The following is a 12,204-nucleotide window of genomic DNA, read 5'->3' as shown; positions in this document are numbered from 1 at the left end:
CTTCTGGCTCTCCCCTCTTACCGTGGAGACCTGACCTAAGAAGGGCTGGGCGTGGGAGAGACCAGACGCAGGTTCGATCCGGAGTTCCGGGCGGGTGCGGTGCGCATCGTCCGGGAGACGGGTAAGTCGATCGCTCAGGTCGCCAGGGACCTGGGGATCAACGCGGGAACGCTGGCCAACTGGGTGCAGATGGACCGGCTGGCCCGCGAGCAGGACACCGGTTCCGGCGTCGGTGAGCTGGCCGAGTCTGAGCGTGAGGAACTGGCGCGTCTGCGCAGGCAGAAGGCCGAGTGGGCCAAGGAGCGCGCTGAGCGATGGAGCGTGATGTCCTCAAGCGCTCGGTGGTCCTCTGGGTCAAGGAAGCGACGGGCCGGTGAGCGTGGCGGCCTTCATCGCTTCCCAGAAGACCGAGCATGACGTCCCCCACGCGCTTGCCTGCCGAGCCTTGGGCGTCTCGCAGGCGTGGTTCTACAAATGGCGCGACCGGGCGCCGACTGCTCGTCAGCGGCGGAGAGCCGATCTCGATGCGGCGATCGAGGCCCGATTCGCCGCCTCGATGGGCACCTACGGGTCCCCGCGTATCACGCGCGACCTGCACCAGGATGGGTGGCGGGTCTCGGAGAACACGGTGGCGGCGCGGATGGCCGAACTCGGCTTGGTCGCCCGCGAGCGCCGCAAACCCCGAGGGCTGACCAAGGCCGGGAAACGGCCCGTGGCACCTGATCTGGTACGGCGGCAGTTCATCGCGGTCGCGCCGGACGTGCTGTGGTGCGGGGATGTCACCGAGATCCCCACCGGTGAAGGCAAGCTGTATCTGGCAACGGTGGAGGACCTGTTCTCCCGCCGGATGCTCGGCTACGCCATGTCCGCACACCACGACGCCGCCTTAACCGTCGCCGCGTTGCAGATGGCCGCCGCCACCAGGGGCGGCACCGTGGACGGTGTGATCTTTCACAGCGACCGCGGCAGCGAATACACCGCCGCCCGCTTCCAGGCCGCCTGCCGGCACTGGGGCGTGGTGCAGTCCATGGGAAGGGTCGGATGCGCTGTCAACGGCCAAGTGCGTGTCGCCGTTGGTGGCCAGGTTGAGGTCCCCACGTCTTCGAAGTTGGCTACTTTTTGGTGTGGCGTGCCGGGTCTCGTGTGCGGGCCTGCCTCATGCGGAAGGATTCGCCCTCGGTGACCACCACGATGCTGTGGTGCAGCAGTCGGTCGAGCAGGCTGACAGCGGTGGTGTGCTCGGGCAGGAAGCGGCCCCATTGATCGAAAGGCCAGTGCGAACCGATGCCGAGCGCGCGGCGTTCGTAGGCGGCGGCCACGAAGCGAAACAGCAGTTGGGCACCGGTGTCATCCAGCGGGGCGAAGCCCTGAACCGCGCCGAGTTTCGTGGAGGCCGGGTTAGCTGGCTGGGGTGAGGATAGCCGGGGCGGTTTGGGTTCGGTAGTGGGTCTCGAATTCGGCTGGTGGAAGGTCGTTGCAGGCGCTGTGGAGGCGCCGGTTGTTGTACCAGTCGACCCATTCCATGGTGGCGATCTCGACGTCGTCCAGGCCGTTCCACGGGCCGCGCCGGTGGATCAGCTCGGTCTTGTACAGCCCGATGGTGCTTTCGGCCAGGGCGTTGTCATAGCTGTCCCCTCGAGATCCGACCGAGCAGACCGCCCCGGCACCCGACAGGCGCTCGGTGTAGCGAATCGACAGATACTGGCAGCCGCGGTCGGAGTGGTGCACCAGGCCCTCCAGCCGCCGTCCGTCTCCGCGACGCCAGATGGCCATCTCCAGGGCGTCCAGCGCCAGGTCGGTGCGCAGATGATCGGCCAGACGCCACCCGACGATCATCCGCGAGAACGCGTCGATCACCAGCGCCGCGTACACGAACCCCGACGCGGTGGGGATGTAGGTCAGGTCGGCGACCCACAACCGGTTGGGGGAGGGGGCGGTGAAGTCGCGTTTGACCAGGTCGGCGGGCCGGTCAATGAGAGCATCGGGGATCGTGGTCGGTCGCTTGTGGTCCCCGCGAACCGCCCCGGCCAGCCCCAGGCGCTTCATCAGCCGGGCCACGGTACAGCGGGCCACGCGGGTGCCGCGCCGGTTGAGCTCCTTCCACATCTTGCGCACGCCATACACCTCGAAGTTCTCGTTCCACACCGTGGTGATCTCGGCCATGAGCTGGGCGTCCCGCACCTGCCGGGCTGAGGGCGGACGGGACTTGGCCGCGTAGTACGTCGACGTCGCCACCTGCAACACCTGGCAGATCGGCTCGACGCCGAAAGCGCCGCGGTGAGCGTCGATGAAGGCGACTACCTGGGCGGCCGGGGGTCGAGTTCGGCCGCGAAAAAAGCGGCCGCGGCCTTGAGGATCTCGTTGGCGCGGCGCAGCTCGCGCACCTCGCGCTCCAACTCGGCGATCCGCTGGGCGTCGGTGGTCGAGGTGCCCGGCCGCTGCCCCTCGTCGATCTCGGCCTGGCGCACCCACCCGCGCAATGCCTCGCGGTGAACACCGAGCTGATCGGCCACCCGGGCGATCGCGCCGGGGGCACCGCCGGTCTGCCGGCGGACCTCAAAGACCATGCGCACCGCGCGCTCTCGAAGCTCTTGGGGATACTTCCTCGGGGCTGGCATCGTGACGTGATTCTCCCTTCCGCCAGCAGATGATGCTGGCTTCAGGGCCTCCACGAAAGTCGGAGTGGTTCACCCACCTCGTCGATGATCACCAGGTCGGCGCGTAGCAGGTTGTCGATCACCCGCCCCACCGAGTTGTCGGCCATGCCGCGAAAGAGGGTCTCGACCAGCTCGGCGGCGGTGAAGTAGCGCACCTTGTAGCCGGCGCCGATGGCGGCGACGCCGAAGGCGATAAGGCTGTGGCTCTTGCCCGTGCCGGCCGGACCGACCGCGCAGTAGTTCTCCGCCGCACCGATCCACTCCAGCGAGGCCAGATAGTCGAAGGTCGCGGAGGGGATGGAAGAGGCCGCGACGTCGAACTCCTCGATTGTCTTGATCACGGGGAAGGCGGCGGCTTTCATCCGGGTACGGGCGTTGGAGGCATCACGTGCCGCCAGCTCGGCATCGATGAGAGTGCGCAGGAACTCCTCGGGGTTCCACCGTTGAGTGCGGGCGGTGAGCAGGAGTTCGGGTGCCAGGCTGCGTATGGTGGCCAGTTTGAGGCGGCGCAGTCCGGCGTCGATGTCGGCGGCCAGCGCCGGGGGTGTGGCGGCGGTCATGACACCTGTCCGATCTTGCCGGGGGTGTACTCGGCCAGGGACCTGGTAGGCACCTGTGGCAGTTCCAGCACCAACGCGTTCCCGGCTGCGGTGGGCTGTGGTGTCCCGGTCCCGGCGGCCAGGATGGAGCGGATGTCTTCGGCTCGCCAGCGGCGGAACCGCGTGGCCCGCTCCAGCGCTGCCAGGAGTGCCTGTTGCCCGTGCGCGGCGTGCAAAGCGGCCAGCTCGGCCAGGTCGCCGGCCAGCCGGGTGTTGCCCGAGGCGGCCGAGCCGGCCAGCCATGTCTCGGCAGGTGGGCCGAGCGCCAGGAACGCCTTCTCCGCCTCGGTGCGGGGCCGCGCCGCGCGGCGGGGTGCCGGACGCGGCCCGCCGTAGTGCTGATCGAGGATGGAGGCCTCGCCGGGGGCGACCGGGGTGTGCTCGGCGACGACCTCGCCGGTGGCCAGGTCGGTGATCAGCAGGACGCCGCCGGTCTCACCGATGGCCACCCTCGTCCCGATCAGCCGATTGGGCACCGAGTAGCGGGCCGAGCCGAACCGCACGCATGACAGCCGGTCGACCTTGCGGCAGGCAGAGGGCTTGCCGATCTGCGGGCGCAACGACGGCAAGGCTCCCATCACCTTGCGCTCGGCGATCAGGCGTTCGGCCGGGATGGCGCAGATCTCCGAGTGCGCCACCGCGTTGACCTCCGTGCACCAGGTCCGGGCAGCGACGTTGGCCACCGTCAGGTCGTCGAAGGGAGCCTGCGGGACGACCAGGTCCCGCTTGGCGTAGCCGACGAGGTTCTCCACGATCCCCTTGGATTCGGGGTCGGCGGCCTCGCACCAGTCCGGGCGGAACCCGTAGTGGGTGGCGAAGCGGACGTAGTCGGCGGTGGGGATGACCTTGTTGGCCACCACACCGCCCTTCAAACAGCCCATCCGGTCGGCCAGCACCATCGCGGGCACCGCGCCGAGCGTCTCGAAGCACTCTGCGAGGAAGGCCAGGGTGGTGGCGGCGCGCTCGTTGTCGGCGAAGCGGACGAACCGGAAGCGGGACCAGGCCAGCACTGCGCAGAACACATGCAGCCCGCCCCCGGCATCGCCCCAGTCGATGACCAGCATCTCGCCCGGCGTCCAGACCGCCGGACGCCGCCCCCGGTGGTTGTCACGCCGCCAGTCCTTCTTCACCTGGGCGACCAAGCGGCGGAAGTTCCGCGCCGACCCCGCATACCCGGCGGACTGAGCCAGCGGCAGCAGCCGCTTGGCCGAGATCTTGCCGTGCGTCGCGCGGACCTTGCCGGTGACCAGATCAATCACCTGGTCGTAGTTGTGTTCCCGCTGTTTACGGCCCGGCGTCTTGTCCCCGGCCAGCGTCTTCTCAATGATGCGTTTCACGGTCTTGTGCGTGGTGCCGCACATCTCTGCGGCACCACGGTAAGTGCCTACCTCCCGGTAGGCGGCGATGATGTCCATGACTTCCCCCGAAGATTTCATGGCCGGGCAGACTCCCTGAGCGGTGATCTTGTGACTGGCTGACACCGTCACGATCACCGTTCAGGGGCACGCCCCTCCCCACGACACGCAGACGCACAGAACAGGAGTGGGGACTAAAACTGGCCACCAGCGGTGACCTCAACCCGGCCACCTACGGCTACTTTTGCATGGCCACGGACATGCGCCCTGGACAATGCCGCGGCCGAGTCGTTCAACTCCACCCTCAAAGTCGAGTTCGTCCACCGGCACCACTTCGCCACTCGAGCCGAAGCCCGGGTGAAGATCGCCACCTGGATCGCCGACTTCTACAACACCCGCCGCCGGCATAGCGCTGCCGACGGCCTACCGCCAATCGAGTTCGAGCAACAGATCATGGCCGCCCGAACGGCCGCCAGGGCGAGGGCTCACGAGGCCATCGCCGCATAGAAACGTCTTCACGGTTTCAGGGGATTGCCACTTCAGCTCGTGACGTGGGACGCAGAGGCAGGAGGTATCCGAATCGGATACCTGGGGTCAGACGGGACGCCGTCTGCGTTTGTCCTTCTTCTGCACGATAGTCCACTGCAGCGGGACTTCGTGAAAGTGCTCTTCCATGTGATCAACGAACGGCTGCCTCGGATACCCAAAGCATGATTTGGCTGACGCTGCAGTAAGTTGCTTCTACCCGATATAGGGCAGGCCGGTATCGGCGAGGCAGTGGCCGATCCTCAGGCGCATTGAGCGGTCCATCGGCAGCTTCTCCACCTCGGCACGTGGCACCCAGCGGACCTCGGTCGACTCGCTGCTCGGCGTCGGTTCGCCGCTGACTGCGCGGGCGGTGAGGACGATGGAGAACTCTTGCCGGGCCTCCCCGTTGGAGGTGTAGAGGATCACGTGGCGGGGATCGGTGTAGGTGCCCACGAGGCCGTTGATCTCGCACAGCACGCCGGTCTCTTCGAGGGTCTCCCGTACGGCGGCTTGGGGGAGGGATTCGCCGAGGTCGATTGCGCCACCGGGGACGGCCCAGTTGTCGTTGTCGCTGCGGCGGATCATGAGGATGTCCCCGGCGTCGTTGGTGACGACGACGTTGACGGACGGGACGAGGCTGTTCGGCTTGGGAGCGTTGGGGTCGTCGTAGTAGTCGATGCGGCGGGCCACGATCACGACCCTACCGGCGTGGCCTGCTCCCACACCCGTTCGAAACTCTCCACGTAGGTGGTGACCATGTCCCCGCCTAAGACCTTGCGCAGGTGCAGTACGGGGGCGTTGCCGGCGGGCACCCCGTACACGTGGGTGTTGACGAGAAGCTGATCGTCCCCGCGGTAGATGGAGTTGTACAGCACCGTGCGATGAAGCCGGATCTCCACGCCGTCCAGGCCGCGGATGGGCCGGTAGAGCACGAGAACATTGCGGATCTTGGCGGCCATGCCGTCGTCAATGCCCTCGTCGGCACCGCGTTGAGCGACCTCGGGACTGTCGGGGTCGCCGAGCAGAATCCGCACCCTCACTCCGGTGGCGGCCTTCTCGCCGAGCATCCGCACGATGCCGGCGTCGTCAGCGAGGAACAGGCCGCTGTAGACGAGGACACCGATCTCCTGGGTCGCGGACGCGAACAGACGTCCCCAGGCGTCCCGGGGGACGGCCCAGCGGTGCGGGTAGACGGTGACGATCTCGCTCTCGGACGCCGACGCCACCTGTTCCCGGGTCAGGGCCTCGGGCCACAGGTAACCCTCGTCCATCCCCAGGTGAGCGGCGACGGCGTACCTGTGCTTTCGGTATGGTGCGCGGCCTTTGGTGATCCAGCGTTCGACGGTCTTGGGGTCCACCTGGATCGCGGTCGCCAGCTCGGCGATGCTCATCCCGCGTTCCAGAAGGGCCGCGCGTAGTCGCTCGTTGGCCATTTCACCTGCCGCGTCAGGACGTCCAGGGACGTGGCAATCGTAGACGGGACGTCTTGAACATGTCCCGTCGTGTAGTGATCTCGTCCTGCCCTTTCGTCGCACTCTCGGTGTCACAACGCACCACTACCTGCGACGGAAGGAGAACAGGCCAATGACAGACACCACGATCACCTATCCGGAGGAGATGCCCGGCTGCGAGTGCGGTGCGCTGCTGGAGGAAGGGCAGACCCGCTGCGGCAAGTGCATCGCTCGTGACCGGTGGGCTCGCCGTCAGGTCGCCCGGCGCCGGGCGACCCGGCGCCGCGCCATCAACCGCCGTCCCCCGCGCGGCCCGCTCAGCGCCGCCGCCCTGGGGGTGATCTGGTCGTGAGTGCGCTGCCTCTGATCATCGCCCTGGCGCTCAGCGCGGTCGTGGCCGTCGGCTACGTGACGGTCCTGCTCGGCATCCGGCGGGAGGACAAGGCCATGCGCGGCGGGGTTGCCTCCGGGAACGTGTCCGCGCGGCTGGCTCGGCACGTCACCGGCTTGAATGTCCGGAACGGCGGTCCTAACTCTCGGATCGCTGAGACAAGGTCTCTTCGACCCGTGCCAGGCGTTCCGACAGGTCCTGTACGGCGGTGCGTAGCGCGATGACCTCGCCTGCCAAGTCGCCCGCCGGCCCTGGGTCGGTGTCCGGGACGTCTTCCCGGACGAACACGCCCTTGCCCTGCTGGCCGATGACCAGGCCCTCGGTCCGCAAGATCCCGACCGCGAGTTTCACGACGCTGAGTGAGGCGTCGTACTGCTCGGCGAGTTGGGTGGTCGACGGCAACGGGGAGCCGGGCGGCAGAGATCCGCCGCGGATCTGCTCGCGCAGATCGTCGGCGATTTGGAGGTAACCGGGCCGTCCCGTCTTCCTCACCATTCGCGTCCCTTGTCCAGTCTCAGCCGCAGATCTTGCCCAGTCTCATGCATCCCATCTCAGCACAACGGGACGACCAAGCCAACCGAGAAGACATTGACAACCAGGCCAACCTAGTTAACTATGTTGGCATCGAGCTAAGGAGGTTCACACATGCGCACCATTCCGATCCCGGTCGACGTGACCAAACTGCAGTTCGTCTGCGTCCGCGCGCCTCGCCCGCGCGTCCTCAACCAGGACACCGGCGAGATCAAGACCGACAAGAACGGCAACACTGTCTACGAGATCGTCCTGTCGGTGGAGGACGAGTTTGGCCGGATCGAACTCGTCAAGGTCGGCACCTCCGGCGAGCCGCAGATCGCCGCCGGGCAGGACGTCACCCCGGTCGGCCTGGTCGGCTACGTCTGGGAGATGTCCCGGGGCGGCGAGGCCCGCTGGGGCATCAGCTACCGGGCCAGCTCGATCGTCCCCGCCGGGGTGAGCGCCCGTGCGTGACGCCCTCCCACTGCTGCTCGCGGGCCTGGCCGCTGCGGCGGCCGGCCTGTGGGCCTGGCACCGCTACCACTTCCGCTCCTTCTGGTTGATCGTCGGCTTCCCCCTCGTCGCGGTCACCGTCCGGGCGACCTGGCGGAAAGTGGCCCTCGGGTGCGGGCTGACCAAGAAGCGGCAACGCTGGTGGTTCACCACCGTCCCTGGTGCGATCGCCTCGACCGGGATCGTGAAGGTACGGCGGCGCTTCCAGCGGGTCGCGGTCGACACCAAATCGTTCATGTGGCTACCGCTGCCGACCCGGCACGGCTGGCGCGTTACCGTCCACACCCTCGAAGGGCAGATCCCCGCCGACTACGCCCAGGCGGCCGAACGGCTCGCGCACTCCTGGGGTGTGCATGCCGTCCGGGTCTCGTCCCCTCGTCCCGGCCGCGTGATCCTGGCCGCCACGGTGCGGGACCCACTCGTCCGGCTCGACCACCTCCCGGTCTCGGGCGAGCTCCTCACCGTCCATGTCGGGCGGCTGGAGACCGGCGGGCTGTGGACGATCGACTTCAGGACCGTTCCGCACTGGATCAACGCCGGGGCCACCCAATCAGGCAAGTCCAACCTGGCGAATGCCCTGCTGGTCGGGCTCGCTCCGCAACCGGTCGCCCTGGTCGGCATCGACCTCAAAGGCGGGGTCGAGCTCACCCCGTACGCGCCCCGGTTGTCGGCCCTGGCGACCACGCGGGCCGAGAGCGTGGGCCTGCTGGACGACCTGACGGCCGTGATGGTCGACCGGATGGGGCTGTGCCGTACGGCTGGCGCCCGCAACATCTGGCAACTCCCGCCCGGCGTGCGGCCGATTCCGGTGGTGGTGCTGGTCGACGAGCTGGCCGAGTTGTACCTGATGGCCGACAAGTCCGAGAAGGACGAAATCGCCCATACCTCAACCGCGCTGCTGCGCATCGCCCAACTCGGGCGGGCGTTCGGCATCTACCTATTCCTGTCCGGCCAACGGATCGGCTCCGACCTCGGCCCCGGCGTCACCGCGCTTCGCGCCCAGTGCTCGGGGCGGATCTGCCACCGGGTCAACGACCCGGAGACCGCCACCATGACCCTCGGCGACCTCGACCCCGCGTCCCTGGTGTCCGCCCGCGCCATACCCGCCGAGACCCCCGGCGTCGCGATCGTCGCCCATCAGGACGGCCAGTGGTACCGCGCCCGGTCCTTCCACGTCTCCGAGCAGACGGCAGAACACACCGCCCGGCACTGGTCCCGGCTCACTCCCACGTGGGCCGAGATCGCTCAGCCCAGCCGCGTCACCGGCCTTGATGAGGCCGCGCTCTCTGAGTTGCTGTCCGCCTGACCACGAAAGGGGGTAACGATGCGACGCCTTGCCTCATGGCTGCTCGACACCGGGCCGGTCCTCGTGCTGGCCGCCATCGCGGGTGCCGGATCGTTCACCCACATCCGCGACACCGCCACCGACCACGGACAGACCGGCTGGATGTCGTGGGCCGTGGCCGTCTGCGTCGACCTCACCTGCGTCATGGCCGCCCGCGAACGCCAGCGGGACAAGAAGACGGGACGCCAGCGCAACGGGTGGGTGTCCTGGCCGACGCTCGTCCTGGCCGGCGGGATCGTGCTGTCCCTGGCCGCCAACCTGCACCAGGCTGAACCGACCGTGTGGGGCTGGTTGACGGCGGCCACCCCCGCCGGGGCGTTCCTTATCGCCGTCTCGATGCTCGAACGTCGCGCCGCCGCCCCTCGTCCTGAACCGTCCGCGCCCGTCCTGACCGTCGATGCCGTCCCGCCCTCGCCGTCCCCGGCTCCCGCGCTCGTCCCCGTCGTACAGGACGGGCAGGACGGCGAGCCGGGACCGTCCCCGGCGCTGGTCGACTACGCCCGCCGCGTGGCTGATGAGCACCAGGCCAAGCACGGCAAACCGATCACGCGCGACCTGCTGCGCGCCCGCCTCGGCGTGTCCAACCAGCTCGCCTCCGACCTGCTGCGCACCCTGCGCACCGCATCCGAAGCCGTCTGATGAAGGGAGATCACCACATGAACGACGACCACCGTTCCGCGCTCATCGCCGGGCTCCGCGCCCTGGCCGACTTCCTGGAGGCCAACCCGGCCGTCCCCGTCCCGTGCTCGGTCAACGTTCTGCACTTCCCGCACCGCGCCACGGATGCCGAGATGTGCGCCGAGGTCGACCACATCGCCGAACTGCTCGGCACGTCGATCGATCCGCGCGAGCGCGAGGCCGGCCACTACGCCGCCTCGATCTGCTTCGGCCCTGTGGAGTACCGGGCCGTGGCCATCCTGGCCGCCCGCCGCGCCCAGTACGAGGCGCACATGAGCTACGAGGGCTGCGTCCACCCCGACCCCATCCCCGACGAGAACACGGCGCAGGCCGCCTGACGACGAAAGGAGGTGACGCCAATGCCCGATACCGAGCAGGCCCCGCCCGCCACTCCCGTGCCGATTACGCCGCGGCGGTGGCAGTGCTGCCACTGCGGCGGAGGCGGCCTGGACTCCTACGGCGAGACCTGCCGCCACTGCGACGGACTCGGCTTCTGCTGAACCCCGTCAGCGCCCCCGGCCTGGCCGTACATCCGCCAAGACAACCGCCAGGTCGGGGGCCATCCCTCCACCCATCGAGCGAAAGGAGGCCTCCATCTTGCCCGTAACATCCGCCAACGCGCACGCCATCCGCGGCGCCATCGCCCGACTCAACAACCCCGACTGCTCCCGCTTCGCCTCCCAAATCCGCCACACGGGCGGCTGCCGGCAGCCGATCCACCTGCGCGGCAAGGTCGAACACTGGGACAAGGCCACCGGCACCCTGCTGCACCGCTACAGCACCCGCCTCGAACCCGACGGCGTCCTGCGCGTCCCGTGCAAGACCCGCCGCGCCTCCCGCTGCCCTGCCTGCGCCGAGACCTACCGGGCCGACACCTACCACCTCATCCGTGCCGGCCTCGTCGGCGGCAAGGGCGTCCCCGCGTCGGTGACTGCGCACCCTTGCCTGTTCGTCACGCTCACCGCGCCGTCGTTCGGCCCGGTCCACACCCGCAGGCAGCACAACGGGAGCGTCCTGCCCTGCCACCCCCGCCGCGACGCCGAGATCTGTCCGCACGGGCGCGTTCTGTCCTGCACCGCTCGGCACGGCGCAGAGGATGACTGCCTCGGTGAGCCGCTGTGTCCCGACTGCTACGACTACACCGGCTCGGTGCTGTTCAACGCGGTCGCGCCGCTGCTGTGGAAGCGCTTCGCCGACGCCCTTCGCCGGCACCTGGCCAAGCTCGGCGGACTGACCCTGCGCGACATGCGCGACCAGCTCGTCGTCTCCTTCGCCAAGGTCGCCGAATACCAGCGGCGCGGCGTCGTCCACCTCCACGCCGTCATCCGCCTCGACGGCCCGGCCGGACCCATCTCCCCGCCCCCGGCCTGGGCCACCCTCGACCTCCTCGGCCAAGCCGTACAGCACGCCGCCTCGGTGGTCATCGCCAAGATTCCCACGTTCGACAGCGAGCCCGCGCGTGTCCTGCGCTGGGGCCAGCAACTCGACGTCCGCCCGATCGCTCTCGACGGTGTGTTGACCGACCAGGCCGTTGCGGGCTACGTCGCCAAGTATGCGACTAAGGCCGCCGAATGCGTCGGCACCATTGACCGGCGCATCGTCCCCGGCGAGGACCTGGCCGCTCTGCCCGTTCGGGACCACGCCCGGCGGCTTATCGCCGAATGCCTTCGCCTCGGCGCCTTCGAGGAGCTGGCCGACCTACGGCTGACCCAGTCGGCACACATGCTCGGCTTCCGCGGCCACTTCTCCACCCGATCCCGCCGTTACTCCATCACCCTCGGCGACATCCGCGCCGACCGTCGAAACCACGCCCGCGACGAGGACATCACCACCGGCCGCCTTCCCCTCCTCGACGAGGACACCGTCCTCGTCATCAGCGAATGGGAGTACGCAGGAAAGGGCTACTCCCCGGGTGACGCCCTCGTCGCCGCATTCGCCCGCGCGCCTGGGCTCCCCTCGTTTCCGAGCGGGGGAGGGGCCTGATGGCTGGGCGCGATGAGCTGATGCCGCTACAGCAGGTTCTCGACGAACTGGGCGGCGTCTCCCGCCGCACGTTCTACCGCTGGCGCGAGCTGGGCCGCGCCCCTGTCTGCGTGAAGCTGCCCAACGGAGATCTCTACGTCTATAGGAGCGACCTCATGGCATGGCTGGAGTCTCTGCGGGAGGCTGCCTAA

General features: G+C 68.6%; 18 protein-coding genes and 1 other annotated feature. Of the genes, 11 read left to right on the top strand and 7 right to left on the bottom strand.

The window, feature by feature from the left end:
* The first annotated feature begins 51 nt into the window (after nt 1-51).
* Nucleotides 52-417 (top strand): transposase, encoded by a 366-nt coding sequence (locus OHB01_RS05845; RefSeq protein WP_328855048.1) that lies wholly within the window; start codon nt 52-54, stop codon nt 415-417.
* Nucleotides 374-1,183, top strand: a complete 810-nt coding sequence (locus OHB01_RS05840) for an IS3 family transposase (protein WP_328855047.1) — start codon at nt 374-376, stop codon at nt 1,181-1,183. Before OHB01_RS05845 ends, OHB01_RS05840 begins: the two co-directional genes overlap by 44 nt.
* On the opposite strand, the gene OHB01_RS39835 is transcribed toward OHB01_RS05840, so the two are convergent.
* The 4 genes from OHB01_RS39835 to istA form a co-directional block, all read right to left on the bottom strand.
* Nucleotides 1,113-1,319, bottom strand: a complete 207-nt coding sequence (locus tag OHB01_RS39835) for an ATP-binding protein (protein ID WP_419197569.1) — start codon at nt 1,317-1,319, stop codon at nt 1,113-1,115. The two genes, OHB01_RS05840 and OHB01_RS39835, sit on opposite strands and share 71 nt — an antisense overlap.
* Nucleotides 1,320-1,398: 79 nt before the next feature.
* Nucleotides 1,399-2,618, bottom strand: a protein-coding gene (locus OHB01_RS05830; RefSeq protein WP_328853951.1) for an IS3 family transposase whose coding sequence is annotated in 2 segments (ribosomal slippage) — nt 1,399-2,339 and nt 2,339-2,618 — 1,221 coding nt in all. Because the reading frame shifts where the segments join, the coding sequence is not laid out codon by codon here.
* Nucleotides 2,227-2,340: a sequence feature (AL1L pseudoknot), on the bottom strand. Its footprint overlaps the gene before it by 114 nt.
* A gap of 41 nt (nt 2,619-2,659) precedes the next feature.
* On the bottom strand, nt 2,660-3,217 hold the full coding sequence (locus OHB01_RS05825) for an ATP-binding protein (RefSeq protein ID WP_328855045.1): 558 nt from the start codon (nt 3,215-3,217) through the stop codon (nt 2,660-2,662).
* On the bottom strand, nt 3,214-4,692 hold the full coding sequence (gene istA / locus OHB01_RS05820) for an IS21 family transposase (RefSeq protein WP_142648723.1): 1,479 nt from the start codon (nt 4,690-4,692) through the stop codon (nt 3,214-3,216). Before istA ends, OHB01_RS05825 begins: the two co-directional genes overlap by 4 nt.
* A gap of 132 nt (nt 4,693-4,824) precedes the next feature.
* Here istA and OHB01_RS05815 point away from each other — a divergent pair, with 132 nt between their 5' ends.
* Nucleotides 4,825-5,118, top strand: coding sequence for an integrase core domain-containing protein (locus tag OHB01_RS05815; RefSeq protein WP_419197568.1), 294 nt, complete (start codon nt 4,825-4,827; stop codon nt 5,116-5,118).
* 234 nt (nt 5,119-5,352) lie between these two features.
* Here the strand turns inward: OHB01_RS05815 and OHB01_RS05810 are convergent, their stop codons facing one another.
* Nucleotides 5,353-5,829 (bottom strand): NUDIX domain-containing protein, encoded by a 477-nt coding sequence (locus OHB01_RS05810; protein WP_328855044.1) that lies wholly within the window; start codon nt 5,827-5,829, stop codon nt 5,353-5,355.
* 2 nt (nt 5,830-5,831) lie between these two features.
* Nucleotides 5,832-6,572: an XRE family transcriptional regulator gene (locus tag OHB01_RS05805; RefSeq protein WP_328855043.1), complete on the bottom strand. Its 741-nt coding sequence runs from the start codon at nt 6,570-6,572 to the stop codon at nt 5,832-5,834.
* A gap of 151 nt (nt 6,573-6,723) precedes the next feature.
* Here OHB01_RS05805 and OHB01_RS05800 point away from each other — a divergent pair, with 151 nt between their 5' ends.
* Nucleotides 6,724-6,942 carry a hypothetical protein gene (locus tag OHB01_RS05800; RefSeq protein ID WP_328855042.1) on the top strand — a complete coding sequence of 73 codons (219 nt, stop codon included), beginning with the start codon at nt 6,724-6,726 and terminating at the stop codon, nt 6,940-6,942.
* 177 nt (nt 6,943-7,119) lie between these two features.
* Here the strand turns inward: OHB01_RS05800 and OHB01_RS05795 are convergent, their stop codons facing one another.
* Nucleotides 7,120-7,476, bottom strand: coding sequence for a GntR family transcriptional regulator (locus OHB01_RS05795; protein ID WP_191055561.1), 357 nt, complete (start codon nt 7,474-7,476; stop codon nt 7,120-7,122).
* 150 nt (nt 7,477-7,626) lie between these two features.
* Between OHB01_RS05795 and OHB01_RS05790 the strand changes: the two genes are divergently transcribed.
* From OHB01_RS05790 to OHB01_RS05760, 7 genes are all read left to right on the top strand, one after another.
* The gene (locus OHB01_RS05790; RefSeq protein WP_328855041.1) at nt 7,627-7,968 is read left to right on the top strand and encodes a hypothetical protein; all 342 of its coding nucleotides are present in this window, start codon (nt 7,627-7,629) and stop codon (nt 7,966-7,968) included.
* Nucleotides 7,961-9,313 carry an FtsK/SpoIIIE domain-containing protein gene (locus OHB01_RS05785; RefSeq protein ID WP_328855040.1) on the top strand — a complete coding sequence of 451 codons (1,353 nt, stop codon included), beginning with the start codon at nt 7,961-7,963 and terminating at the stop codon, nt 9,311-9,313. Before OHB01_RS05790 ends, OHB01_RS05785 begins: the two co-directional genes overlap by 8 nt.
* A gap of 18 nt (nt 9,314-9,331) precedes the next feature.
* On the top strand, nt 9,332-9,991 hold the full coding sequence (locus OHB01_RS05780) for a DUF2637 domain-containing protein (RefSeq protein ID WP_328855039.1): 660 nt from the start codon (nt 9,332-9,334) through the stop codon (nt 9,989-9,991).
* A gap of 17 nt (nt 9,992-10,008) precedes the next feature.
* On the top strand, nt 10,009-10,368 hold the full coding sequence (locus OHB01_RS05775; protein ID WP_328855038.1) for a hypothetical protein: 360 nt from the start codon (nt 10,009-10,011) through the stop codon (nt 10,366-10,368).
* A 21-nt stretch (nt 10,369-10,389) separates the two neighbouring features.
* Entirely contained in the window at nt 10,390-10,530 is a 141-nt protein-coding gene (locus OHB01_RS05770) for a hypothetical protein (RefSeq protein ID WP_328855037.1), read from the top strand.
* A gap of 97 nt (nt 10,531-10,627) precedes the next feature.
* Nucleotides 10,628-12,013: a replication initiator gene (locus OHB01_RS05765; RefSeq protein ID WP_328855036.1), complete on the top strand. Its 1,386-nt coding sequence runs from the start codon at nt 10,628-10,630 to the stop codon at nt 12,011-12,013.
* On the top strand, nt 12,013-12,204 hold the full coding sequence (locus tag OHB01_RS05760; RefSeq protein ID WP_328855035.1) for a helix-turn-helix transcriptional regulator: 192 nt from the start codon (nt 12,013-12,015) through the stop codon (nt 12,202-12,204). Before OHB01_RS05765 ends, OHB01_RS05760 begins: the two co-directional genes overlap by 1 nt.

Source organism: Microbispora hainanensis (assembly GCF_036186745.1).
Lineage (GTDB): Bacteria > Actinomycetota > Actinomycetes > Streptosporangiales > Streptosporangiaceae > Microbispora.
The sequence above is the reverse complement of the archived record's forward strand: the minus strand, read 5'-3'. Positions and strand labels throughout refer to the sequence as shown.